This is a genomic window from Pseudomonas sp. LB3P93 (assembly GCF_054898025.1).
The window spans coordinates 2,601,857-2,627,005 of record NZ_CM142713.1; the positions used below are offsets into that span (position 1 = coordinate 2,601,857).

Here is a 25,149-nt window from a genome sequence, read left to right on the forward strand (position 1 = left end):
TTAACTGACGATCAACTATTCCTCTGCGTCGAGTCACAACCATGACAAACACTCGCAGCGACTGGGAGCAACGCTTCCAGTCCTTATCCATCGAAAGCCGCGCATTCATCGACGGCCAATACCGCCCGGCACTCAGCGGCGACACCTTTGAATGCATCAGCCCGGTCGATGGCCGCTTCCTGGCCAACGTCGCCAGCACCGACGAAGCCGACGCCAACGAAGCCGTCGCCGTCGCGCGCCGCACTTTCGATTCCGGCATCTGGGCCAACCTCGCCCCGGCCGAGCGCAAGCGCATTCTGATCCGCTTCGCCGACCTGATCCTGGCCAACCAGGAAGAACTCGCCCTGCTCGAAACCCTCGACATGGGCAAGCCGATCAACGATTCGATGAACATCGACATCCCGGCGACCGCTAACGCGATCCGCTGGAGCGCCGAGGCCATCGACAAGATCTACGACGAAGTCGCCGCCACGCCGCACGACCAACTCGGCCTCATCACCCGCGAACCTGCGGGCGTGGTCGCCGCCATCGTGCCGTGGAACTTCCCGCTGATCATGGCCAGCTGGAAGTTCGCCCCAGCCCTCGCCGCCGGCAACTCGTTCATCCTCAAGCCTTCGGAAAAGTCGCCACTGACTGCCATCCGCATCGCGCAGCTTGCCCTGGAGGCGGGCATCCCGAAAGGCGTGTTCAACGTTCTACCGGGCTACGGTCACACTGTCGGCAAGGCGCTGGCGTTGCACATGGACGTCGATGTGCTGGCCTTCACCGGCTCCACCGCGATTGCCAAGCAGCTGCTGATTTACGCCGGGCAAAGCAACATGAAACGCGTCTGGCTCGAAGCAGGGGGGAAGAGTCCAAACGTGGTGTTCGCCGATGCGCCGGATTTGCGCGCGGCAGCACAAGCGGCGGCCGGTGCGATTGCCTTCAACCAGGGCGAGGTCTGCACTGCCGGCTCGCGTTTACTGGTCGAGCGTTCGATTCGCGAGCAGTTCATTCCGCTGCTGGTGGAAGCGCTGCAAGCCTGGAAACCGGGACACGCACTGGACCCGGAAACCACCGTCGGCGCCGTCGTCGATCAGCGTCAACTGGACAACGTGTTGCGCTACATCCAGGTCGGCAAAGACCAGGGCGCGCAATTGATCGCCGGCGGCAGCCGCACCCTCGAAGCCACCGGTGGCTTGTACGTGGAACCGGCGATTTTCGACGGCGTGACCAACGCCATGACCATCGCTCGGGAAGAGATTTTCGGCCCGGTACTCTCGCTGATTACCTTCGACTCCGCTGAAGAAGCCTTGGCCATCGCCAACGACAGCATCTTCGGCCTGGCCGCCGGCGTCTGGACCAGCAACCTGAGCAAGGCCCACACCTTCGCCCGCGGTTTGCGCGCCGGCAGCGTCTGGGTCAACCAGTACGACGGCGGCGACATGACCGCGCCGTTCGGCGGGTACAAGCAGTCGGGTAACGGTCGGGACAAATCGCTGCACGCGTTCGACAAATACACCGAGCTCAAAGCGACCTGGATCAAGCTCTAATACTTCTACAACGGCGGTCGTCGGCAGGTGTCGACGGCCATCGGAGAAACCTATGAAACAAGCACATGTAAACAGCTACTACGCCGCCACCCGCAACTTCACCGGTGATTTTCCGGTGCTGGAACAAGCGGTCGATTGCGACGTCTGCATCATCGGCGCCGGCTACACCGGTTTGTCCTCGGCCCTGTTCCTCTGCGAAGCGGGTTACAGCGTGACCGTGCTCGAAGCCGCCAAAGTCGGTTTCGGCGCCAGCGGTCGCAACGGCGGTCAACTGGTCAACTCCTATAGCCGCGACGTCGATGTGATCGAAGAGCGCTACGGCGACAAGACCGCCGAAGTCCTCGGCAGCATGATCTTCGAAGGCGCCGACATCATTCGTCAGCGCATACAACACTACGACATCCAGTGCGACTACAAGCCGGGCGGCATCTTCGCCGCGCTGAACAAAAAGCAACTCAAAGGCCTGGCCGAGCAGAAAAGCAGCTGGGAACGCTACGGCAACAAAAACCTGAAGATGCTCGACGCCGCGGACATCAAACGCGAGGTAGGTTGCGACAACTACGTCGGCGGCCTGCTCGACCTGCAGGGTGGCCACATCCACCCGCTGAACCTGGCCCTCGGCGAAGCCTCGGCCATCATCGGCCTTGGCGGCAAAATCTACGAGCAATCGGCCGCGGTGGAAATCACCTACGGCGAGCCGATCACCGTGCGCACCGCCAAAGGCCTGGTCCGCGCCAAGTACCTGCTGATCGCCGGCAACGCCTACCTGCCCCAAGACCTCGACAACCGCGTCACCCGCAAAAGCATGCCGTGCGGTTCGCAAATCGTCGTCACCGAACCGTTGTCCGAGAAAGTCGCGCGCAGCCTGATCAAAAACAACTACTGCGTCGAAGACTGCAACTACCTGCTCGATTACTACCGTCTCACCGCCGACAACCGTCTGCTGTACGGCGGCGGCGTGGTCTACGGTGCCCGCGAACCGGACGACATCGAGCAACTGATCAAGCCGAAAATCCTCAAGACCTTCCCGCAATTGAAGGACGTGAAAGTCGACTACCGCTGGACCGGCAACTTCCTGCTGACCATGTCCCGCATGCCGCAATTTGGCCGCATCGAGAAAAACGCCTACTACATGCAAGGCTACAGCGGCCACGGCGTCACCTGCTCGCACCTGGCCGGCAAGCTGATCTCGGAAATGATCCGCGGCGACGCCGAACGCTTCGATGCTTTCGCATCGTTGCCGCACATGCCCATGATCGGCGGCCGCACCTTCCAGGCCCCGCTCACCGCCATGGGCGCCGCGTATTACGCGTTGCGTGATCGGTTCGGCATCTAATCGCCCCGATTAAATGTGCGAGCCTGCTCGCGATGAGGCCATATCAGTCGCCATCAATGTCGTCCGACACACCGCCATCGCGAGCAGGCTCGCTTGTATGTTTAGACTTGAAGGGGTGGGCGGGACTACAGACTCGATTCTGACTCTGACCAGTACAGACCGTGGGAGACTTCTCGTCCCGCCCCTTCTACCCAAAGCGCCGATAAGGAATTCATCGGTAAACCGACGATAGAGACAAGCCAGCGCAACGGTAGACCCCAACAAGCACTTAAACCCTAGCTCCGAGGATTTGTCATGACAATCCTTACTTCGCAGACGGTTGTTGGTATCGATATCGCCAAGGCCCAAATTGCTGTCTATCGCACCGACCTGCAAATCATTCAAGACATTAAGAACGATCGAACCACCCTTAAACGTTGGCTTAAAACCCTGCCCGCCCAAAGCGCTATTGCCGTTGAAGCCACCAACATTTACCACCTGGACACGGTTGAGTTGGCTCATGAAATGGGTCATCAGGTCTACGTGGTGGATGCTTATCGGGTAAGTCATTACCGCCGTGGCGTCGGCCAACGAGCCAAGAATGATCCCTGCGATGCGCGTTTGCTGGCGCGTTACTTGGAGAGTGAACAAAACAAACTGCGGGTCTGGAGCCCGCCACCCAAGGCCTACAGCTCACTGAAAAGCCTTCTCCATAGACGTGCAACGCTGATCCAGAACCATGCTGGGCTGATGTTGAGTTGGGCCCATGAACCCTTGTTGAAGAAAGTGCAGGCCGCTCAGCAGAAGGCGTTCAAGCAAGCGGATCAGGCTATTCAGAAACTGCTGCGCAAGGTCAGCAAAGAGGCAGGGATTGAAGAGAATATTGATCGCTGCAAAGCCATAGAAGGTGTTGGGGAATTGACCGCAACGGGGTTGGCGACGACTTTTATGCGGGGTGATTTTGCGAACAGCGATGCGTTCATCGCATTCCTGGGAATGGACTTGGCAGTCGACGACTCCGGCAAGAAGAATGGGCGGCGGTACCTGACCAAAAAAGGAGATCCGGAGGTTCGTCGTTTGGCTTACAACGCCGCAATGGCGGCGTGTCGCTCGTCTAAATGGAAGCCGTTTTACGAGGCATACCTGGCTAGAGGCTTCTCGAAAACCCAGGCCTTGGTCGCCTTGGCCCGAAAGCTCTGTCGAGTGGCATTTGCCCTGATGAAAAATCAGAGCGAATACCTGTCAGCCTGAGAATTCAGGGTTGTCGGGCAACATAGAATCTCCCACATTAGATCTGTGACGGACACAAAATTTGTATACGCCGGGGACTAACCTGTGGCAGCGAGCCTGCTCGCGATGAGGTCCTGCCAGCCACCCTCAATCCCAACCGCCCCCCCGACTTAAGGTCCAGACAACCTTTTCACCCAACCACTTATCGAACCTGCTGAGCAACACCACCAAACGTGATTTAATACCCGCCTTTCACAATTCCGGGACAGGGAAGCGGTACTTTCGCGGCCAAAAGTCGCCCGCCATCCACCCCCATAACCCTTAAGTATTTCTCGCATAAGGCTGTCATGGACACGGGCTCACGACTCAAATTAGTACGCGAAAGCTACAAACTGTCCCAGCGCGAGCTGGCCCGGCGTAGCGGCGTCACCAATGCCACCATCTCCCTGATCGAACAGAATCGCGTCAGTCCCTCCGTCAGCTCCCTGAAAAAACTGCTCGAAGGCATTCCTATGTCTTTGGCGGACTTCTTCACCTTTGATCAACCGCCTCGCGAACACCAATACGTATTCCGCGCCAATGAACAGCCGGATTTGGGCCGTCATGGGCTACGGTTGCTGCTGATTGGCGCGTCGGTGCCGAGCCGGCAGATGCGTTTGTTGCGCGAGCAATACGCGCCTGGCGCGAGTTCGGGGGAAGAGCCGATTGTGCACTCTGAAGGGGAGGAGTGTGGGCTTGTGACCCGTGGCACTGTTGAGCTGACGGTTGATGGACAGATCAGTGTGCTCAACGCTGGTGATGGGTATTACTTTCCGACGACGCTGCCTCACAAGTTTCGCAATATCGGCCAGGATGAAGCTGAAATCATCAGCGCCAACACCCCGGCCAACTTCTGATCTCAAAACGGACACTACCCTGTAGCAGCTGCCGAAGGCTGCGTCCGCAGCCACCACCCATGCCAAATGGAAGCATCTGCTCCAGGGTTTAAACAAAGTAAATGGACTTCACCACATGACCGCACACCGCATCCGCCCCCTCGCACTCTGCATCTTCCATCACGATGGCAAGATACTGGTCAACGAAGCGCACGACCCCGTTACGGGAAGGCCAATCACGCGCCCAATCGGTGGCGGAATCGAGTTTGGCGAAACCAGTGCCCAAGCCGTAATACGTGAGGTCGATGAAGAACTCGGTTTATCCATCACCGATGTTCGCTTACTCGGCACGCTCGAAAACATCTTCACCTATGCCTGCACGCCTGGGCACGAAATCGTGCAGGTCTACGACGCGAAATTCGTGGATGCCAGCGTCTATGAACGGCCCCACTTGAACGCTCAAGAAACCGATGGCGCTACCTTTATTGCGAAGTGGCTGCCGCTCGACAGTATTACTGGCGATACGCCGCTGGTTCCTGCCGGGTTGTACGAGCTGCTGAAGAAGGTTGCACTGCTGGATTGATGCTTGGTTAAAAGGTGACAGGTTAAAAGGTGACTTGGTTAAAAGGTGACGAAGTGTAAAAGGTGACAGACCTGAATGGCACTTACTTAACATGTTTTGGGTGCCCGTTTTTTCTGACATCTGCCCTTGCTGACCGACGTGGTTTGGTCAGCAAGGGGTAGGCTTGAGGTCTTCGTTTTATGGCTCGCGGCTCGATACGACCAGGCCGATTCCCGACGCGCCTCTGAGCAATCAGCATCAATAAATTCGACAGGCCATCCTCGTCTTCGGGGCTGCCATATTGTCGCAACGCCAGCCATAGCTGAAGACTGTGTTTGAAGCTCAGTTCGCGAGGTAAACAGTCCGCTAACAGCGCCGATTGCGCCATCAGCATTCGGATCAGATTGTGTGCCAACAGGTAGACCCACAACTCCTTGACTGCCATGCCTGGGGTTTTGCAGCTTAACTTTCCAAGCCCCAGCGTAGCTTTGAGATTGCGCAGATCCAGTTCAACATGCCATCGTCCCTTGTACAGCGATTTCAGGGCTGTTTTAGGTGTCTGCTTTGGGCAATGCAACGTGGTGACCAAAGTTTTCCCACCCGCCTTCAACTCTCGCACGGTCAGTCTTTCAGGCGCCTTTTCGTAATGCGTTTGACTCATCCACAGCGGTCTTCTTGCAGGCTTTTTCAATTCGATCAGGTGATCTTCCGAACCGAGACTCTGCCCTAGGCGAAAGTCCGTGCTGCGCCGTCGAGCACCGTATTGTTCGAACACGCCATCGATACCTCTTCGTTGCAACTCGCACAGCAAGAAATAGGTAGCGTAGTAAGCGTCGCCCAACAAAATGTCACCTGTTTTCAACGTGTCGAGCATTGATCTGAGCAGCGTCTGTTCATCGCCGCCCTTGCCTCGGAAACGCCCAAGGGCAGCATCTAAAACGGCGCCGCTGGAGAGGCAGACGATGCCCACCACTCGACACAACGGAAAACCAAGACCGACTTTCTGGCCGCGAGATTGCGGATAGGCGCCCTGATTGGCCGCTGTGTCGGGCATGCTGACCGTCGTGCCATCCACCAGCCGCACAGGCCGTCCCATCCAGCGCCACGACGAGGGTGCGTTATCACTTATCGAAGCACCGGTGTGCCTGACCAGCGTGGAAACCATTTCCACAGGCAGGCGCTTTCTGGCTTTGCAGTAGGCGCCCGTGCGAATGCTATTGGGCTTCATGCCGCCACAAGACCGTTTGATGGACAAGTCGTTCACGGCGTTCTGGCAGGAGCGGTCGGCGCTCATTGCTTGAGCCAGGAACATAGACAACGTTTCAGTTGGCGGAAACAGGCGTTCCCGATGTTCCGGCAGTGCAGACTCGACGCGTTGTAAGAGATCGGGAGACGTGAGGAGATTGAAAAACGCATAGGCATCGCAGTCCGAAGCGTGTCGATGAAAACGTTGCTGTTGATGCTGAAGAATTTCACGTCTACGATCCATTTGGGGCTGTGTCCTTGGTTTGTCGGGGTGTGTTCGCAACTATCACCGTAGACCAAGACCAGCCCTTCTTCATTTTTTGCTTTCAGCTCAAGTGGTTAGCTGTTAAGTAAGTGCCATTCGTGACAGACCTATTTAGATAAATCTGTCACTTTTTTGTACTGAGGCTGTAGAGTAGAAAAATCGGGCTAGAAAAAATCGATCGCCTAACGGCCAATATGAAATATTATTTAATCAGGAAGGGGGTTTTTGGTGGGGACGTCAAATTTTCAAGATAAAACAAAGAGTGCGACGTTGGGTATAATTGCTCGTTCAGCTGTTTGGGCATCTTATGAAGTTCTTTTAACGCTAATGCCAGTTTTAATCTGGATGTCTATTATTTTGTTTTCTACGCCGCTTCCAGAAATAAGCTTGGAGTTTCCAGCATTTTCTTTCTTCTGTGTTTCAATTTGGGCTGCTTGTATCCGAGAAACACCCCGAACATTCATTGGTGGAACTCCTGTTCAAGATAAATTTAAGCGCGAGTGCTCAATGGCAATATCCATCTTATGCTTGGTTGTATCTTTAGTTTGTTTGGTATTTTCAGCGCAGAAGAGCACAGGCTTGATCAAAAACATTTGGGGGCCTTTCTCCCTTTTTGTTGGGACGGCAGGTATTTTGGGAGTCTTCTACTTGTTCACTCTAATTTCAATAAAAATTCAAAGAGTTGAATATGGGCGTTATGACAAGCCTATCCAGGAGAATCGTTAATTCGAATGGTAGATTCTTAAATCAGTGCGAACGGTTCTGGTTTCAATTTGTCATTGATGATTAACTCGCTCAGTAGGATGAGGCGTGTATTCATTTTGTGATTTATAGCGCTGTGGAAAAAACAGCGCTCTTCTAGAAGATCTGTAAAATGCAGTAGAAAAGGTGACTTTCGATTAATCAACGATATAGTTAAATTCCAAATATTTAACTAGTGTTGATTGAGAAAACCGATAGGTGTGATTGGTAGTAAGATAAGCAGGATAGAAAAAAGTTGGCTTTGACAGTGTAAGGCAAGGATAATTTTATGAAGTCATTATTTCCAGAATTCAAAGTTCTAAGTGATAAAGAATACCGAGAGGCTTGGAAACAAGGTTTGTTGGTTTTTGACACGAATGTACTGCTTAATTTTTATCGATATCAAACTACTAGTAGGGACGAACTGCTCAATGTGTTGAAGTCACTTTCAAAAAGAATTTGGATTCCGCACCATGTCGCTTTGGAGTTTTATAGAAATCGCCCGGGAGTTATATCTGAGCAGCATAATAAATACAAGTTGGTTCGTGATATAGTCAATAACTCTATTGAAGAGTTGCATAATAGAATTTCTAATCTAAATTTAAAGAAACGCCACTCACTGATAAAAACTGATGATCTTCAAAGCAAAATAAACGAAGCAATGAAAGATTTTCTAGAAGAGCTAAAAAATCTTGAGGACGCAAATCAGCCGCCCGTAAGTCAAGACTTTATTAAGGATACTATCGAAGCTCTTTTTGAAGGTCGGGTAGGCCTTGGGCCAACGGATCAGAAAGAGATAGATATATTATATAAGCAAGCTCAGATTAGATATGATTTAAAAATACCACCAGGGTTTAGGGATAAGGAAAAAGACAAAAATCAACCCGACGAATATCTTCACAATGGTATTGTCTACAAAAGAAAATATGGTGATTATCTTGTGTGGAGGCAAATACTCGATCAAGCCCAGGTTGGGAAAGTTAGCTGGCTTATATACATCACTGATGATCGAAAGGAAGATTGGTGGGCTAAAGGTGATTCGAACAAAATAATCGGTCCCAGGCCGGAATTGGTTAATGAAGCCATTTCAACTGGAGGCGTTCAGCATTTTCTAATGTACTCTCCAGAACAGTTTCTATCCCATGCAAAACAGATGTTAAAGGCAAGTGTTTCCGACGAAACACTGACAGAGGTGCGGAATGTATCAGACGATTCCGGAAAAAATAAAACCATTGGTATGGATGAACTTCACGCGAGTGCAAAGATGGCTGTTGCGAATTGGATATCCCTCAGTTACGACTATGAGGTGTTGAGTGGATATCGAGAGCCGGATTTTGTTATTTATAAGAGCGAAAAAAATATTGGTATTATAGTTGAGCCGTTACACCCGAAAAATTTAATAGCGCAGATAAATCGTCGGTTGCCATTGCTTCAATCTCAAGCAAATTATCAGCTTTCAACTCATGAGCTTGATGCGGTAATAATCATTTATGCTTGCTTAAATGAACTTCATGTTGAGGACGTAACCGTTTTAATTAGAAAATTTTTTCCGATTTCTTCTCACTCGTCGATTGGTGTGGTTGTTGGTCACTTTAATTCAAAAGGCCAAGAATTTTTTCCGAAGGAATGGATTGTATATGATGATCTCATGGATATAGAGACGGATGTGATGGTGCGTCCTCGGAGTACTAACGTAATTTAACTATGGTTAATAATTAATTGTTTCTTGAAAATGGTAAGCCAGGAATTGGTGTGTGCGCTTGGCGGTAATCATAATCCTGCAAAAAAGTGGCCGATCTATTTTGGCAAATGGATTCGTCACTTTTACGGTTGTTTAATTTCGCTCGGACGCTTCGGCAACCAGTTCGTCGATTATTTTTCCTTTGAATCCATTGTCGTTTCGCCAGTATCCATTGGTTCGTTTCTGAATTCATAGTTAATTATTGCGGTAAATAATACGATAGCTGGTATTTCCAAAAAGAATTGGTGTTCCATCAATGACTCTCTAGTCATGTACTGTTGGCCGAAGTATATGTAGTTTCGCCATAAAGGATGATGAATTTACGAAGCGTTGCGCGCTATTCATATGACAGGCTTTTCGTATCAAGCGTTTTAGCGATTATGGGACCCAAGGTGGTAAGGATGTAACGGGTAAAGGTGACAACGGGTAAAGGTGACAGATATATTTAAATAGATCTGTCACCTTTTCCGCCTAGGGGCGAGTTCGGGGGAAGAGCCGATTGTGCATTCGGAAGGGGAGGAGTGTGGGCTCGTGACTCGGGGCACTGTTGAACTGACCGTTGATGGGCAGATCAGTGTGCTTAACGCTGGCGACGGCTACTACTTTCCGACGACGCTGCCTCACAAGTTTCGCAATATCGGCCAGGATGAGGCGGAAATCATCAGCGCCAACACCCCGGCTAACTTCTAGAATCAAAACGGATGCAAACCTGTAATAGCTGCCGACATCCAGGTCGAATGAACGCACCTATTACAGGGTGATATCAAAGTAAAATGAACTTCGCCTGAATTTCTACTCCCCATCTTGCTGTCGGGATGGTTGGTTCTTAGTGTGGGTCGTGTGCCTATAGCAATAAATTTTAAATTTAGTTCTTGTGAAGTTAATATCCCTGTTCTAATAAATGATCCGCCAGTTTTTCGACTGTGCCTGCTGCATTACCAGGAATGACTTTAGCGCCATACATGCCAATAATGACGGCTGTGGCAGTTTTAACACTAACGATACCGGTTGCTGCTTTTTTTGCGTATATTGATCTATCATCTGCTTTTACGACGAGATATTTTTCAGTGTTTATACGAAGTCCTTTCCATGCCGTTGCGGAGTCGGTAAATGCTTTAAGCAATGATGTCCATTCATTCGGTATGATCGTAAAACCCGCTGACGACCCCCATATTGTTCCGTCTAAACCAATGATGGCAGCTTCAGAAATATGCCCGGTTCCTATTAGTGTTTGGTCGATGTAATTTTGCCACGTCATGTTGTTCACCTAGTAATAACGGTTTTTGTTGTGAGTGCATCTCATCAACTATTGGTGATAATAATGTCGGTGGCGTGTAGGGTAACCTGTAATTTTTGACAGTTTTTTAGAGTGTTATGTAATAGGAGTTATAGCGATCAGCAATCGCTCTCTATCCGTCTCGTTGAAACTAAAGGCGAGAAAATAGATTGTCTATAAGACCCGTCGGACTACGTGCGCAAGGAAGAAGCAAAAGGGGCGCATTTGTTTACCTTTTCCCATGTTGCCCTGTCAGGTGTAAGCCAGCAGTCGACCACAGAGCACCACGCTGATCCATAACATAATCGAAAGGAGCGCTTGGACTTTTGCTATTCCAGGCGCTGCGATGTCGGTGTTCCACCGGTCTACTGAACGGAAAACACCCACGTGAAAAAGAGCCGCATTGAGGCCCGCAATACCGATCAGGCACAGCTTCAGAATAAAAACGCCGTTGGATGCGAAGTCGTGCGGATGGGCTGAAAACATCATCAGCCCAGCTGGGACGATCAGTAGCAGGGCCGCGACTCCCCACGTAAGGAGGTGTCGAGCCAGTGCCGTCACCGGAAGACCTCTCGACAGCCCGAGAACCCGCAGATCGAACATGAAGACAGAGCCGACAAGCACCACGAACCCAAGGATGTGAACCACCTCGACTATCGGATACAGCCATAACTCGCTTCGCATGGCCGATCCGAGTTGCGAGTCACCCACATAGTCCAGCCAGCCGTCGAGGCCCGATCCAGCGCGGGTGCCAGTTGTCTGCATCAGCGTAACTCAGTGGTTTTGTTGTCGACCGTAATGCTTTCTGCGCGCAGTTCATCGGGTTTGTTGCGATTCTGATAGCCCACCACCATAGCCCGCTTGCCGACAGTCAGCATTTCCCTGGAAAGACCACGGTTCTCCATGCGCGAGGGTGGCGCCAGCACGACGTTCCAGGTCTTGTCGTCGGTCTTCAGGCGAACGAACCCATGCGGGTGAGAATAACCGGATTCCTCGATCGTTCCGTCCAACTGCAGGGGTTTGCTCGAGTCGTACTCACTCCAGCCGTGATGAGCGAACACCGCCGATGCCACCAGTAACAATGAGAATCCAAGGGACCCAAGCAAGCGCTTCATGATGCGACCTCCTGTTACGGATCATTGATGACCGTCAGCCCGTTCTGATCAGGAACAGGTCAATCCAGAGAATCTATAAAAATAGTACAAATTCGTGGCGTGAGGAGGCCGGCCTATTTCCCCCCAAAATTGACAACCCGGATCATTCAAAACACTATCGACCCATGACCTACATTTCCCGCATGAACATGATGTGCACTTCCATGACCGCCGCTGGCGGGCCGTGAGGTCACGCGTTCACAGGAATTGACGTAGTTACCCAAGGCCCCGCCAGAAATGGACGGGGCTTTTTGGTTCTCCGTCCACTGATGGCTCAAGGAGAATGAAATGTTCGAGATCAGACGCACCCAGCCCAGCGATGCCCAAACCGCATTCGATATCCGCCTTCAAGCGATACGGCACCAATGCATCGGCGCTTATACCGCGGAACAAATGCTTGCCTGGACGGCCGGAGCCGCCAAGGACGGGTACGGCGACCTGATGGATAAACACTTTTACCTGGGTTGTATTCAGGGTGAACCGGTCGCGACAGGGATGCTTGATCTGGAAAACAGCGAAATCGGCGCGATTTTTGTGCTGCCGGGTTTCATGGGACAAGGCATCGGCTTGAAGATGCTCAGACATCTGGAATGCCTGGCGCGGGAGTTGGGCCTGAAGAAGGTCAATCTGGACGCTACGTTGAACGCAGCTGATTTTTACCGGCGCTGCGGTTTCGTGGGCAGCGAGCCTTCAATTTACCATTCACCCTCCGGGCTGCAGTTGGCGTGTGTGCCAATGGTGAAGGGGCTTTTGCATTGATTGGGGAAGGCAGGCAGGGGTAAATACAGGTCTTTAAAAAACTGCAGTGATGCGGATGTTTTGTGGCTGAAAAATGCGGACAAAAAAAGTGCGCAAAAAAGGTGACAGACCTATTTGAATACATAGACCTGTTCCCTTCTTTGAATGGCCAATCAACTCAAGACTCCACCACCTCAATCGTCCATTCGCCCTGCACGTTCCGCGTGACGTATTGGAACGGCACAAACATTCCATACGCTTCGAGGTAGACGTAAATGTCGGTGCTGTATTGGTAAGCATCTTTTATGCAGCTGAGTACCTTGGCCGTCCCGGTCAAACTCGGGTGATACGTGCTGGCGGGTTTCTGCGATTGCACCTCACAGCTGTATCTGTCGTCGACCGGCTCCAAGGCTCTGGGACCTTTCCCGCCGTTGGTGTATTGAAGCCGCATCTCCTGCGCCGTGTATCGCAGGAGAGCGCCGACCGGCATGTGCGCCCAATCGCCCTCGAAACTGAGGTTCGTCAGCGTCTTTTTCTCGATCGTTATCTCACCTGCACGAGTTCTGTATTTACTTTCACTTAAGTCAATCAGGCCTCGGAAAGTGGCTTTGACCCACTGACTTCCTTGCTTTTCAAAACGCTCCGTCAGTTGATTGCCCGCCTCGCCAGAAAGGTATTTCGAGTCACGCCCGTTGAGCCGCACGCCTTCATCTGAATACTGTCTTGGCTCGGAGTTATCCTTGAACACCCGGCGCAAGTGCTGAATGCTTTTCTCCGGTTTGGGCATATTCAATGCCTCGATGGCTTTCAACACCGGGGCGGCAACGACGGGGGCCGGTACTTCGAAGGGCGACTGCTCACGCCCTTCAAATGGTTTGTATTGGTCCAGTGATTGCGGTTTGCCACAGGCCACTTGAACCAACTGACGCTCATCGGCTCCGAGGCTTTGCGAGCCGATAGCTTTGAGATCTGTCTGCATGCTTCCAGCGAGCACACGACTGTGAGTATCAAGGTAGAAATGGCTTAACGCGGTCAGTTGTTGCTGGGCGCAGTTGGCCGTCCACCGCTGGCGTACCTGCCCGTACAAGGCGTTGTTGCCGGGCACCAACATCTCGGAGGGGAGTACCCGAGCCGTCCAGAAAGTCACCTCGTCACCTTTTACTTTCAGGCTGGCGCGGTCAATCATCAGCCAATCCTGATGCTCGGGTGCCGAGAACACGCGCCATTGAGGAGGTGTTGTCTGGGCACAAACCTGCTTCAACTGCGCACTTTGCAGGTACTGGCTCTTTTGTTCAGCAGGCAATTGCCAGGATTCCTCAGAACGCCCCCGCGGGTTGGCGGCGAATAGCGACATTCCCGCTTTGCTGCGGTAAGCCATTTGTGCATCCGGCTGGCTGCAGTTGGCGTCGAAACGTGCCAGATAGTGGAGTTCCGGACTTGGGGACGAAGCCACGATATAGGTGATCCGATCCCCCTCGCGAATGATCGAGTTCGGCTCGGGTGTCTCGAACAGCACATTGTTGAAAACTGCAAGGCCTGGCTGGGCCTCAGGTGTTGTGATTTGAGCGGGTTTTGTTGCTTGGCATCCAGAGAGGATCACGGCAACGGTCAGCAGTGAAAAAAAGGTGGAAGGGCGGAACGTGGCATCCATGCGGGTGTACTTCATTGAAAAGATGATGGCATATTAACATGAGTGCTGGTGGCCAAACAGGACGGAGCTTGTAGCGACGATAGGGTGTTCGTGCAGCGCGCCCCGAACAAAACAGGCATCTGGATTTCAGGGCTGCTACTCAAATTATGGAGAGGCAAAGATGACTGGACAGGTTTTGAAGTCGAAGTTGGTGAATTTTCTGGTCGCCGATGCCGAGGTGAATTACGACAACGTGGACGATTTATATTCCATGGCCGAGGCTGGCAATGTGGACGCGTTGGGCGATGTGCTGGAGGCCTTCAAGGAAGCCTACGGAGGACTTTGGGTTGGCGGGAAGATGGAGCTGACCCAGAAAATGGTTCGTTTGAGTGCCAATGCCATGAACCGTCTCGTTCAGGACGGGACGCTGGATATTGAACTCCCACTGGCGGTGATCCGGAAGGTCACTATTGAAGGCGGGTTCATGACGAAGATCATCCGTCTGGATACCGGTGCTGGCAGCGTTAAATTCCGGTGTTTTGGTGCGAAGGACGTTGCTGCGATGATAGAGAAGGCAATCCTCTTGCCAACGGGACAGGCCTGAATAAAACAAAAAACCGCAACTCAATGCGGTTTTTTTACGTCTCAACTCTGATTACTGACTCTTTGGTACATCAAACCCACGCTGCTCAATCACCCGAAATACATCGTTCACATCCTGGACCATGATTCGGGCGATTTTGTGACGCATGCACATTGGCACAGTCACAGGAGAAGGCGACAGATGAATTTGAATTACATGCTTGTTTTTCTATGTGTTTAAGCGGTTTCGACTTTATCGACATAAGACTCGAAGAACCAATCCGGGACTTCGTTAGTTTGAAATTCAAGGCTAATTCCATCTGTAATCTCCGCCAGAAGAACCGTACTGTCGCCGGAGTTATCGAAGATGTACGCCCGGTTGCTGACTGCAATGGCGTCTGGTAGAAGGCCCAGAGATTTGTAATACCGTTCGCTCACTTTTTCAGGTGCCACGGGATGTCCGCCTTCGCGCACTCTGATTCCTACGCGGTCTATGTTGATAGCCGGGTTTTCAGTTGAAACGAAGTAAAGGTATGTCCGGTAACCGCGAGCCTGGGCCTCTCTCATGAAGTCGACCTTGCTGCGATGTGACATCACCGTCTCGAAGGTAAAACTCACGCCTTTTTCCAGCAGGCGTTGGCGAAGGAAGTCCGATATCACAGAGGCCAGATAGGAATTGACGTTGACGTTTCGGTAGTCGACTTTGGTGCCGAGTAATCCAATCTGCTCAGCTTGACCGCTGAGCCCTCTGTTTTTGATCAGATAGTGTTCCGCGTGGAATGTGAGCAACTCGGATAATGTCGTGGTGACTTCGAAGGTAGCCAGTTCGATGAACCCAGTCTCTTTTGCTTCTTTCTCGAGATCATCGGCATTCACGTACGTCTTGATAAGGGCGGGATCAATTTCTCCCTTGATGGTGCTCTTGCCAGACCCATTCGGTCCCGCAAATATTCGAAACCTAGGCATGACCACCAGCCGTTTGATCTTCGATACGGCGCACTTTGATTACCTCGCCTACCTTGACTTTGCGGCGCGGTTTTGCTTTGGCTACAACCGTCTTGCTGCCGTCAAGTGACATCCATACCAAATCGCCAGAATCGACACGCAGTACGCTATCGCTCACCAACAGTGCGCGAGCATATGCCGTCTTTGTAGCAATTTCAGCGAGATCCGGTACCTGACGCTCCAGCGCGTCCATCTCCTGTTCCGAAAGCTTTTTGGTTTTTGCAGTCATCGGGATTCTCCGCTTGAGCGAGCGCTCTGGTGCTTCGTGCCCGGATAATACCGCATTAACCGGGCTTTCGAATGTCATCAGGTCCATATCAATCTCCTCGGTAGCCTACGCCTTGAGTAATGGGTCAAACCGCAGCAACGGGTGTTGCTGCGGTATAAAACGGGTCAGTGCCCCTTGTGCGTATCAAACCCCCGCTGCTCTATCACCCGAAACACATCGCTCACATCCTGGACCATGATCCGGGCGATGTTGGTGACGGTGTTGATGTCGTGTTCGGCGTAGTCGGGGAGGCTGGTGCAGGCCATGAGGTTGAGGTATTTGAGGACGGCGTTGAGGCGTTCGCTGAGGCAGTTGTGGAGTTCGCGCAGTGGAGCGTCGTAGTCGATGAGGAGGACGGGGTAGTCGGTGGCGAGTTGGGACATTGGGGTGAAGCGGCGGGGCGGTTGTTGAATTGTCATGGTGTAAATCCTAATAAAAGAAGAATTACCACCGTTTTGCTGCGAAACAAATGGGTGGCAGCTGTGCGGGGGTTCGCAGACCGGAGGATTTACACCAAGACCCGGCAGACCCGAAGGTCTCCCGCGCACAACCGCCATAAAACATTTAGCAGGCGGAGCCGGCTGCATCATGCCTGACGGTGCTTTGGTGTCAATCTTCAGGGCTGCGAAACCCTATCGCTAACTGCAGTCAGCGACGGGTCGAATATAGGCGTCGGTTTTGGCGGCTGCAAACGGGGTTGTAGGACCGAAATCCGGGTTTTGTGGTTGATGATGGAGACTGCGTTTGGCTGAGAGGCTGACGTGAATTCAGGGATTGTTTAGTGCCAGTTGGATCGTGCGTGCTGGATTTGCGGCCGCTGCGCAGCCGAACGCAGGCTTCGCCAACTGCTACAGGATGTGGACACGTTTAAAAGTTTGGATGGGTTTGGGGCAGCTTCGCTGCCCAGCGGGAGCAAGCTCCCTCGCCACAGGTGGCGGTTTCCTACACGATTTTCAGATGGCCTGAAACGACAAAGCCCCAAATCATCGGGGCTTTGATCGTTTGAAGTTATTGCCTGGCCTGCGGCGAATGCGGGTTGTGTTCGGTGTGTTTCGGGCCGGTCAGTGCCCATGCCACTACGCCGATTAGTGGCACGAAGACGATCACTACGATCCACAAAAGTTTGTTGCTTGATTTGCCTTGGGCTTTTCGAACTCGGTTGATGGCCCATAGCTCGATCAGCAGAAGCACTGCCACGAGTACGATCCAGATTGTTTCAGTTTGCATTGGTCACCCTCCTGATAGTCATTCAGTTAGGTGAGCTGGCATGGGCAGGGTTCATTTTATTGGCGAGCAAAGCTCCACCAACGTTCCATCCGGGCGACGAACACATGAAACCGTCTGCCCCAGGATTTAACGAGCAGCGTGGGCCGCACCATGCTCACCACTGAAGTTCAACGCGCAAGTTCATCGACGGCGAAGGCCTGCGCGGTTTCGCCGGTTTCGAGTTCGACGTAGGTGTTGGGACTCGTTAAGGAATCGGGTGGCAATCCCGAAGGTTGATTCGAAGAACCCAAGCGAGGCGGGGACGCCTGGGGCGTAGATAATCAGGTAGCTGAACAAGTGTTCTATTTAACGAGCCGGAGGCAAGTTAAACCTGTCTTGTAGTGCAGCTGTTGAATAGGTTCGACGCTCTCCTGAGTCCCGATTTTTTTGACTACGTTAATTCCGCAGTGATTTTGGTCGTAGTTGAACATGGGCAGAAGGATGCCTGGCTTGGACTCACTCCAGGAGCCTGTATTCACGGTGTAAATAGCCCCTGCCTGAGGTGTGAAGGAAAAAGGAATCCGACATAACGTCCCTGCGACGACATGCTCGTAGGTCAATACCAGCTCTTTACCCACTGCCACCTGCGATTCGATAAAGTCATCGACCAGGTAGTTCAATGATGAGCCTCCCCCGTAGCAACCCTTTTCAGTGAAGGTCACGGCGTCCAGGCTGGTACCGCGTGTGTATTTAAGGCGAACTGTCGCCGAGGGTTCACCCGGTTGGGGAAAGTCATAAGGTTTGCCCTGAAAAAATGAAGTGCAACCGCTGAGCATCACTGCTCCAGCCAGTAGCGCGTACAGACCTGACTTGTTTTTCCCGCACATCAACCGATTCCTTGATACCTGCGACTGCACTGAGAAAACCTCAGAGGTCGAAGGTTATTGAATAATGGCTTAATGATACTAGATGTTGTGAAGGTCCAGTTAGCAGGGCAAAAAACGGACATTATTTGAACAGGACAAAAAAACCCGCACCATCGTGCGGGTTTTGTGTTTGAACGGTGTGCTATCCCTTACGCAGCGCTCGCCAGTCTCCCACCCGCCAACCGACGCTTATACGCACTGTCACGATTGGCCAGCCAAAAATATAACGGCGAAGTCACCAGCAATCCCACCAACCACGACAAGTCAGCGCCGTTGATATGTTCGGAGATCGGCCCGACATACAGCGGCGTATTCATGAACGGAATCTGCACCGCGATCCCGATCGCATATGCCAGCAACGCCTGCGGGTTGTACCGGCCGTAGATCCCGCCATCGACCTTGAAGATCGAGTTGATGTCGTACTGACCTTTATGAATCGCATAGAAGTCGATCAGGTTGATCGCGGTCCACGGCACCAGCACCACGAGCAGCACCAGCACCATGTCGACGAAGTGACCGATGAAGTTGGCGGAGGCGCCGACGGCGGCGAAGCAGCAGGCGGAGAGGATGATGATCGACAGGATCGCGCGGCTTTTGGCGGTGGGGATCCAGCGGTAGGCGAAGGTTTGCACCAGGGTGATCAGCGACAGCACGGCACCGTAGAGATTGAGGGCGTTGTGGCTGATGACGCTGAGCAAAAACAGCACGAGCATCAACGGGCCGATGGAGCCGGTGGCGAGTTTGACGGCGTCCATGGTGTCCATGCCGACGGGCGTGGCGAGGACGGCGACGGCGCCGAAGATGAACGAGAGGCTGGAGCCGAGCACGGTGCCGAGATAAGTCGTCCAGAAGGTTGCGGCGACAGGCACGTTAGCCGGCAGGTAGCGCGAGTAGTCGGAGACGTAGGGCGCGAAGGCGATTTGCCAGAGCGCGGCGAGGGACACGGTGGCGAGCCAACCGGAGATGTTGAAGCTGCCGCGGGTGAGGAAGTCGGCGGTCTGCACGTGGGTGAAGATGTAGCCGAAGCCGAGCACGATGCCGGCACCGAGCACCCAGGTGCCGATGCGGTTGAGCACGTGGATGAAGCGGTAGCCGATGATGCCGATGATGCCGGAACCGAGGGCGCCGATGACGATGCCCACCGGCACCGGCACGCTGTCGACCACGCCGTGCAGGGATTTGCCGGCGAGAACGATGTTGGAGGCGAAGAAGCCGATGTACATGATGCCGGCGATCAGCACCACCAGCAGTGCGCCGAGCGAGCCGAACTGGGCGCGGCTCTGGATCATTTGCGGAATGCCCATTTGTGGGCCTTGCGCGGAGTGCAGCGCCATCAGCACGCCGCCGACCAGGTGGCCGACGAGGATGGCGACGATGCCCCATACCAGGTTGAGGTGGAACATCTGCACGCCGAGGGCGCCGGTGACGATGGGTAGCGGGGCGATGTTGCCGCCGAACCAGAGGGTGAACAGGTCGCGGGTTTTGCCGTGGCGATCTTCGGGCGGCACGTAGCCGATGGTGTGTTTTTCGATGAGCGGGGCGGCGGTTGTTGCGGTGGTAACCATGACGGACTCCAAGGCAATTTGAGTACGTGGACGTACTTCGGTGAGCGCCGCACGGGGGCGACGCTTTTCTTGTTGGAGTTGATGATGTGCGGTGGGGGCGGATAGATAAATTAGTAAGATTGTGGGTATAGACGTTAAAAAATGTAGGTCGCCGGGTATGCGAAAAACCTGTGGGAGCTAGCCTGCTGGCGATAGCGGTTTGACAGTCAACATTGATTTGGCTGACAGATCGCTATCGCTAACAGGCTAGCTCCCACAGGGGTTTTTGGGGGTTCAAGATCTTTGTTATTCAGTGATCGATAGCAGCATCCGTTGCAGCATGGCGTCGCAGGCGTTGAGTTGTTCGAAGCTGACGAATTCGTCGGGTTTATGGCCCTGGTCCATGCTGCCGGGCCCGCAGACGACGGTGGGGATTCCGGCGGCGTCGAACAGGCCTCCTTCGGTGCCGAACGCTACCGTGCCGAATTCTCGGGAACCGGAAAATGTGGCAATCAACTCAGCCGCATCGCTATGCGCATCAGTCGCCAAACCGGGGTAGGCCGATAACTCACTGAAGCGGATCTCGCTCCGATCACTCACCGCACGCATGCGGGGCAAAACTTGCTGCTCCGCATAAGCCTTCAGCTCCTGCGCAACCTCACTCGGATCATGCGATGGCAAGGTGCGAATTTCAAAATCGAAGCGGCAATCAGCGGGCACGATGTTCAACGCTTTGCCACCGGAAATAACCCCGGTCTGCACGGTGCTGAACGGCGGATCAAACCGCGCGTCGTGATGCTTGGGCGCTTTGAGGCGATGACCAATCCGCCCCAATTCACCGATCAGTTCGGCGGCATATTCAATCGCGTTAACCCCAAGCGGCGCGTACGCCGAATGGCACGCCTCGCCATGAATGTCACAGCGCATCGCCAGTTTGCCCTTATGCCCGAGCACCGGTTTCAGTTCGGTCGGTTCACCAATAATGCACAGCATCGGTTTGACCGGTCGCTGTTCCAGTTCCGCCAGCAACGAGCGCACGCCAAGGCAGCCGACTTCCTCATCGTACGACAGCGCGATGTGCACCGGCAGCCGCAGGGTGCACTTCACCAGCGACGGCACCAACGCCAACACGCAAGCGATGTAGCCTTTCATGTCCGCCGTGCCACGCCCGAATAATTTCCCATCGCGCTCGGTGAGTTCGAACGGCGCAACAGTCCACGGCTGGCCGTCGACGGGCACTACGTCGGTGTGCCCCGACAGCACAATGCCCGGCCGATTCGCCGGGCCAATGGTGGCGAACAGATTGGCCTTGCTGCGCTGCTCGTTGTAGATCAGTTCGCACGGCACATCGAAGCCCGCGAGGTAGTCACGGACGAATTCGATGAGGTGCAGGTTGGATTCGCGGCTCGTGGTGTCGAACGCCACCAGGGTTTGCAGCAAATCGCGGCTGGTGCTCATCGGTCGTCTCCGGCAACGCCGTAGCCGGGGGATTTGTCGGGGGCGAGGGCGCGGTCGATGTAGTCCTGAACTTGCGGGCGATAGGCGTCCCAGAGTTTTTCCAACTGGCCGATGGGGTTTTCGTCAGCCCAATCGACCCGCAGGTTGATGATCGGCCAGGTCAATTCGCCGACCACCACCATCGCCGCCGAGTGCACCGGCCCGGCTTCGCCACCGGCGGCGATGGCGGCTTTCATGGCGGCGAGCAAGCGGTCGGCGAGTTGGCCTTCGCCGTGTTCGAAGGCCTCGACCATGGCCTCGATCACTGCACGGTCCGCAAGCATGTTGCCAGCGGCGACGCATTGCTCGCCGGACACGGCGTTGTGGTTGCCGAGGGTTTGCGCGCCGCCGAAATGCGCGGTCTGGCCGAGGTGGTCGATGGCGGTGATCTGCCGGTATTGGCTGTAGCCGTTGCGGGTCAGGACTTTGTCCAGTGCCTCGGCAGGGGCGAGGCCTTGCTCCATGAGGGCGAGGACTTCCGGGCCTAACGACGGCAGGGTGATGTTTTGTGTGGAGACGGCGCCGACACCTGGCAGCAGCCACGGGCAACGGGCGCCGACGGCGATGCTGGAGGAACTGATCGCAATGCCGAACTGACCGGTTTCGGGGCAACGGGCGGCGATGGAGAAGGTCATGGTTTGGCTCCTTGGTTTGCCTTGGCGAATGAGGTGTCTGGGCGGACGCCATCGCGGGCAAGCCCGCTCCCACAGGGATCTTTAGTGGCCACGGATTTGTGTACGACGACTAACCTTGTGGGAGCTGGCTTGCCAGCGATGGCCGCGACTCGGTCTACTCAGGAATCACCGCAATCACATCAATCTCCATCAACCACTGCGGCTGCCCGAGTGCCGAAACCACCAGCCCGGTCGAGATCGGAAACACGCCTTTCAACCACTTGCCCACTTCCTGATAAACCGGCTCGCGATACCGCGGGTCAATCAGGTAAGTCGTGGTTTTCACGATGTGGCTGAGGTCGCTGCCAGCCTCTTCCAGCAACTGTTTGACGTTGCGCATGGCTTGCTCGGTTTGCGCGCGCGGGTCACCCAGCCCCACCAGTTTGCCCTCGAAATCAGTCCCGACCTGGCCACGAACATAAACCGTGTTGCCGGCGCGGACTGCTTGGCACAGGTCGTTGTCCAGGCTCTGGTTCGGGTAGGTTTCCTTGGTGTTGAACATGCGAATACGGGTATGGGTTGGCGTGGACATATGAAGCTCCTGAAAAGAAAAAGGCTTAAGCACTGACCTTGGTTTTATGGGCGACCGGAGCCTGTTCAGCCTCCCGTTGCGCCGCGTCGTGGTAGTCGAGATACGAGCGCTGAATGGCGATGTGATCAGCCACGTACTTGGCGTCATGCCAGACACCCCAGATGAACGAAGAGCCGCGACGGGACTGCCACGGCAGGCCAAGGAAATACACGCCAGCCTCGCTCGACACTCCGCGCTGATGTTGCGGCTTGCCGTTGTCGTCGAAGGCATCCACCTTGAGCCAGCTGTAATCCGTGGCAAAACCAGTGGCCCAGATGATCGAGGTCACGCCAGTCTTGGTCAGGTCAAGTTCAAGAATCGGGTGGGTCACGCACTCCGGATCCGGGAACACGTGGCGCGCTTCTGGTTCTTCCGGCAGGTCCAGGCCGTTGCGTTCGATATAGACGTCGGCGGCATTCAGCAGCGCCAGATAGTTCTCATCGCCACGCGCCAGGTTGTCCGCCAGATTCGGCTGAAACGTCGCCACGCCACCGTTGAACGATTGGGTCAAACCCACCAGCGTCATGCCGCGATGGGCCAAGCCACGGAAGTCCACCGTGCGCCCGCCATGGGCGCCGCTCACGGCGATGGTCACGTGTTCCCGACCCGGTTTCATCGCCGCCTGATCCCATTCGCCCAGCACACCCAGCCACCAGCAGAAATCACGGTTGCGATAAGCGCGAGGAGGGCGGTCGTGGGCGCCGACCGAGAGGTAAACCTTCTTGCCGGCACGCTGCAACTCATCGGCAATCTGCACGCCGGACGAACCTGCGCCGACCACCAGCACCGCGCCTTCAGGCAGTTGCGCCGGGTTACGGTAGTCGGCCGAGTGGATCTGCATGAAAGGCTGATCTTTCGGCGCAATCGGCGGGATGACCGGACGCTGGAAAGGCCCGGTGGCCGCCACCACGCGGTTGGCTTCGATCACGCCTTCAGAGGTCTCAATGGTGAAGCCCGGGCGACCGATGTTGCGCTCGACTTTCAGCACATCGACGCCGGTGCGGATCGGCGCGTTGAATTTCTTGGCGTAGGCTTCGAAGTAATCGGCGACGCGTTCTTTCGGCGCAAATTCGTCGGGGCTGAGGTCGTCAAAATCAAGACCAGGGAACCGGTCATGCCACGCCGGACCATTCGCCACCAGCGAATCCCAGCGCCCGGTGCGCCAGCGCTCGGCAATGCGATTGCGCTCCAGCACCAGGTGCGGCACGCCGAGTTTGCTCAAGTGTTCACTCATGGCCACGCCAGCCTGACCGGCGCCAACAATCAGCGTATCTGTTTTTATTTTTTCAGTGGTCATCTCAATACCCTTCGAAGTTGGAGTTAGGTCGCGAACGGCCTGCCATTTCTTGGGCTCAAGACTAGGGATGACCCTGGTATCGGTAAAATATTATTAAGCTGGCATTTGAGTATAAATAACCGAGGCAGAGCGCTATCTGGCGTTCCATCAAGGCGCGTGGATACGCCATAGTGGCGCTGCGGGTTAACATGGCGCCTTATCCAGGCACCAGACAATCGGTTCGGAAACGTAATGGAGTGGGGCGAGCATTGATCGAACGACGCCAATTTAGCGGAGGCATGAAGGGCAAGAACCTTCGCTATCTGAATGAACACCCCGATGGGACCCTGCAAACAGTCCGCGCCGGATTTCTGCTGCTCGAACATTTTTCACTGCCCGCGTTCACCCAGGCGCTGGATACGGTGATCACGGCCAATCTGCTACGGCCTGAATCGTTCTCTTCCCGCACCTTCGGCTTGAATGAAGGCGAGGTCGTCAGCGATCTGGGCCTGGTCATTCGGCCTGATGCGTGTATCGATTGTGCAGCGATCAAGGCGCTGGACCTGCTGGTGATTTGCGGCGGCTACAGGACAGAACTCAAGGCCAGCGAAGGCTTGATCAGTTTGTTGCGGACGGCATCGGACCACGGTGTCAGCCTGGCCGGTTTGTGGAACGGTGCATGGTTTTTGGGGAAGGCCGGTTTGCTTGACGGTTACCGATGCGCGATTCACCCCGAACATCGCCCGGCGCTGGCGGATTTCTGCAAGGCGACGCAGGTCAGCAGCGAGCCCTACATCATTGATCGAGACCGGCTGACGGCGTCCAGTCCTTCCGGCGCATTCCACATGGCGCTGGACTGGATCAAAGGGCTGTACGGCAAAGCGCTTGTCGAGGGGATCGAGGACATTCTGGCGTTCGAGGAGTCCCGCTACCGGCGCATCAAGCCGACGGAAAATGTCTGTGTGAGCGCGCCGCTGCGCGAGGTGGTGAAGCTGATGGATGCCAACCTCGAAGAACCTTTGGAACTGGAGCAACTGGCGGTTTACGCCGGCCGTTCCCGTCGACAACTCGAGCGGTTGTTCAAGGAGCAACTGGGCACCACACCGCAACGGTATTACATGGAGTTGCGGATTACCGAAGCGCGGCGGTTGCTCCAGCATACGGAGCTGTCCCAGGTGGACGTGCTGGTGGCGTGCGGCTTTGTGTCGCCGAGCCATTTCAGCAAGTGCTACAGCTCGTATTTCGGCTACCGGCCTTCCAAGGAAAAGCGACTCGTCAAATAAGAGTCGCTCGTCA

The 25,149-nt window shown here is 54.4% G+C and carries 25 protein-coding genes and 3 pseudogenes; 11 read left to right on the forward strand and 17 right to left on the reverse strand.

The features are described from left to right. The first annotated feature begins 41 nt into the window (after positions 1–41). From ACYZT8_RS11670 to ACYZT8_RS11690, 5 genes are all read left to right on the forward strand, one after another. Positions 42–1,532, forward strand: a complete 1,491-nt coding sequence (locus tag ACYZT8_RS11670) for an aldehyde dehydrogenase (protein ID WP_461981234.1) — start codon at positions 42–44, stop codon at positions 1,530–1,532. Positions 1,533–1,584: 52 nt separating this feature from the next. Beyond that, positions 1,585–2,868, forward strand: coding sequence for an NAD(P)/FAD-dependent oxidoreductase (locus tag ACYZT8_RS11675; protein WP_461981236.1), 1,284 nt, complete (start codon positions 1,585–1,587; stop codon positions 2,866–2,868). Positions 2,869–3,162: 294 nt separating this feature from the next. Further along, complete coding sequence (locus tag ACYZT8_RS11680) at positions 3,163–4,098, forward strand: IS110 family transposase (RefSeq protein ID WP_461980300.1); 936 nt, start codon at positions 3,163–3,165, stop codon at positions 4,096–4,098. Positions 4,099–4,424: 326 nt separating this feature from the next. Beyond that, positions 4,425–4,973: a cupin domain-containing protein gene (locus ACYZT8_RS11685; RefSeq protein WP_007946335.1), complete on the forward strand. Its 549-nt coding sequence runs from the start codon at positions 4,425–4,427 to the stop codon at positions 4,971–4,973. Positions 4,974–5,088: 115 nt separating this feature from the next. Further along, on the forward strand, positions 5,089–5,535 hold the full coding sequence (locus ACYZT8_RS11690) for an NUDIX hydrolase (protein WP_461981238.1): 447 nt from the start codon (positions 5,089–5,091) through the stop codon (positions 5,533–5,535). A gap of 82 nt (positions 5,536–5,617) precedes the next feature. Here ACYZT8_RS11690 and ACYZT8_RS11695 read toward each other — a convergent pair whose 3' ends face one another. Then, positions 5,618–7,003, reverse strand: coding sequence for an IS4 family transposase (locus ACYZT8_RS11695; protein WP_461981240.1), 1,386 nt, complete (start codon positions 7,001–7,003; stop codon positions 5,618–5,620). 249 nt (positions 7,004–7,252) lie between these two features. On the opposite strand from ACYZT8_RS11695, the gene ACYZT8_RS11700 reads away from it, so the two are divergent. The 3 genes and pseudogenes from ACYZT8_RS11700 to ACYZT8_RS11710 form a co-directional block, all read left to right on the forward strand. After that, the gene (locus tag ACYZT8_RS11700; protein WP_461981242.1) at positions 7,253–7,750 is read left to right on the forward strand and encodes a hypothetical protein; all 498 of its coding nucleotides are present in this window, start codon (positions 7,253–7,255) and stop codon (positions 7,748–7,750) included. A 304-nt stretch (positions 7,751–8,054) separates the two neighbouring features. Continuing rightward, positions 8,055–9,467: a PIN-like domain-containing protein gene (locus tag ACYZT8_RS11705; protein ID WP_461981244.1), complete on the forward strand. Its 1,413-nt coding sequence runs from the start codon at positions 8,055–8,057 to the stop codon at positions 9,465–9,467. Between the two features lie 513 nt (positions 9,468–9,980). Continuing rightward, a pseudogene (locus ACYZT8_RS11710) lies at positions 9,981–10,196 on the forward strand (cupin domain-containing protein); the annotation flags it as partial. Between the two features lie 190 nt (positions 10,197–10,386). Here ACYZT8_RS11710 and ACYZT8_RS11715 read toward each other — a convergent pair. The 3 genes from ACYZT8_RS11715 to ACYZT8_RS11725 all read right to left on the reverse strand — a co-directional run bounded on the left by ACYZT8_RS11715 (position 10,387) and on the right by ACYZT8_RS11725 (position 11,897). Further along, positions 10,387–10,764, reverse strand: coding sequence for a profilin (locus tag ACYZT8_RS11715; RefSeq protein WP_461981246.1), 378 nt, complete (start codon positions 10,762–10,764; stop codon positions 10,387–10,389). A gap of 270 nt (positions 10,765–11,034) precedes the next feature. Further along, positions 11,035–11,547, reverse strand: coding sequence for a DUF6644 family protein (locus ACYZT8_RS11720; RefSeq protein ID WP_461981248.1), 513 nt, complete (start codon positions 11,545–11,547; stop codon positions 11,035–11,037). Further along, positions 11,547–11,897 (reverse strand): DUF6152 family protein, encoded by a 351-nt coding sequence (locus ACYZT8_RS11725; RefSeq protein ID WP_461981250.1) that lies wholly within the window; start codon positions 11,895–11,897, stop codon positions 11,547–11,549. Before ACYZT8_RS11725 ends, ACYZT8_RS11720 begins: the two co-directional genes overlap by 1 nt. A 327-nt stretch (positions 11,898–12,224) precedes the next feature. Here ACYZT8_RS11725 and ACYZT8_RS11730 point away from each other — a divergent pair, with 327 nt between their 5' ends. After that, positions 12,225–12,695 (forward strand): GNAT family N-acetyltransferase, encoded by a 471-nt coding sequence (locus ACYZT8_RS11730; RefSeq protein WP_461981252.1) that lies wholly within the window; start codon positions 12,225–12,227, stop codon positions 12,693–12,695. 157 nt (positions 12,696–12,852) lie between these two features. On the opposite strand, the gene ACYZT8_RS11735 is transcribed toward ACYZT8_RS11730, so the two are convergent. Then, a complete protein-coding gene (locus ACYZT8_RS11735; protein WP_461981254.1) occupies positions 12,853–14,325 on the reverse strand; it encodes a hypothetical protein in 1,473 nt (490 codons plus the stop codon). 160 nt (positions 14,326–14,485) lie between these two features. Here ACYZT8_RS11735 and ACYZT8_RS11740 point away from each other — a divergent pair, with 160 nt between their 5' ends. Then, complete coding sequence (locus ACYZT8_RS11740; protein WP_461981256.1) at positions 14,486–14,908, forward strand: hypothetical protein; 423 nt, start codon at positions 14,486–14,488, stop codon at positions 14,906–14,908. A 51-nt stretch (positions 14,909–14,959) separates the two neighbouring features. Here the strand turns inward: ACYZT8_RS11740 and ACYZT8_RS11745 are convergent. The 12 genes and pseudogenes from ACYZT8_RS11745 to ACYZT8_RS11800 all read right to left on the reverse strand — a co-directional run. Beyond that, positions 14,960–15,043 (reverse strand): annotated as a pseudogene (locus ACYZT8_RS11745) (fructose-bisphosphate aldolase); the annotation flags it as partial. 80 nt (positions 15,044–15,123) lie between these two features. Continuing rightward, entirely contained in the window at positions 15,124–15,858 is a 735-nt protein-coding gene (locus ACYZT8_RS11750) for a zeta toxin family protein (protein WP_461981258.1), read from the reverse strand. Next, positions 15,845–16,207, reverse strand: a complete 363-nt coding sequence (locus ACYZT8_RS11755; RefSeq protein ID WP_461981260.1) for a hypothetical protein — start codon at positions 16,205–16,207, stop codon at positions 15,845–15,847. The genes ACYZT8_RS11750 and ACYZT8_RS11755 overlap by 14 nt, the downstream gene beginning before the upstream one ends. Before the next feature lie 77 nt (positions 16,208–16,284). Continuing rightward, positions 16,285–16,578: a fructose-bisphosphate aldolase gene (locus ACYZT8_RS11760; protein ID WP_461981262.1), complete on the reverse strand. Its 294-nt coding sequence runs from the start codon at positions 16,576–16,578 to the stop codon at positions 16,285–16,287. 589 nt (positions 16,579–17,167) lie between these two features. Continuing rightward, positions 17,168–17,386, reverse strand: coding sequence for a PLD nuclease N-terminal domain-containing protein (locus ACYZT8_RS11765; RefSeq protein WP_027925286.1), 219 nt, complete (start codon positions 17,384–17,386; stop codon positions 17,168–17,170). A gap of 51 nt (positions 17,387–17,437) precedes the next feature. Then, positions 17,438–17,722 (reverse strand): annotated as a pseudogene (locus ACYZT8_RS11770) (VOC family protein). A 5-nt stretch (positions 17,723–17,727) separates the two neighbouring features. Further along, complete coding sequence (locus ACYZT8_RS11775) at positions 17,728–18,252, reverse strand: hypothetical protein (protein ID WP_461981264.1); 525 nt, start codon at positions 18,250–18,252, stop codon at positions 17,728–17,730. A 188-nt stretch (positions 18,253–18,440) separates the two neighbouring features. Next, on the reverse strand, positions 18,441–19,856 hold the full coding sequence (locus tag ACYZT8_RS11780) for a purine-cytosine permease family protein (protein WP_461981266.1): 1,416 nt from the start codon (positions 19,854–19,856) through the stop codon (positions 18,441–18,443). 285 nt (positions 19,857–20,141) lie between these two features. Beyond that, entirely contained in the window at positions 20,142–21,293 is a 1,152-nt protein-coding gene (argE, locus tag ACYZT8_RS11785; protein ID WP_461981268.1) for an acetylornithine deacetylase, read from the reverse strand. Further along, positions 21,290–21,967: a DUF1028 domain-containing protein gene (locus tag ACYZT8_RS11790; RefSeq protein WP_461981270.1), complete on the reverse strand. Its 678-nt coding sequence runs from the start codon at positions 21,965–21,967 to the stop codon at positions 21,290–21,292. Before ACYZT8_RS11790 ends, argE begins: the two co-directional genes overlap by 4 nt. A 154-nt stretch (positions 21,968–22,121) precedes the next feature. Further along, positions 22,122–22,538 carry a RidA family protein gene (locus tag ACYZT8_RS11795; RefSeq protein ID WP_201202981.1) on the reverse strand — a complete coding sequence of 139 codons (417 nt, stop codon included), beginning with the start codon at positions 22,536–22,538 and terminating at the stop codon, positions 22,122–22,124. A gap of 25 nt (positions 22,539–22,563) precedes the next feature. Then, complete coding sequence (locus tag ACYZT8_RS11800) at positions 22,564–23,874, reverse strand: flavin-containing monooxygenase (RefSeq protein ID WP_461981272.1); 1,311 nt, start codon at positions 23,872–23,874, stop codon at positions 22,564–22,566. Between the two features lie 278 nt (positions 23,875–24,152). On the opposite strand from ACYZT8_RS11800, the gene ACYZT8_RS11805 reads away from it, so the two are divergent. Further along, the gene (locus ACYZT8_RS11805) at positions 24,153–25,136 is read left to right on the forward strand and encodes a GlxA family transcriptional regulator (protein ID WP_461982430.1); all 984 of its coding nucleotides are present in this window, start codon (positions 24,153–24,155) and stop codon (positions 25,134–25,136) included. Positions 25,137–25,149 lie beyond the last annotated feature (13 nt).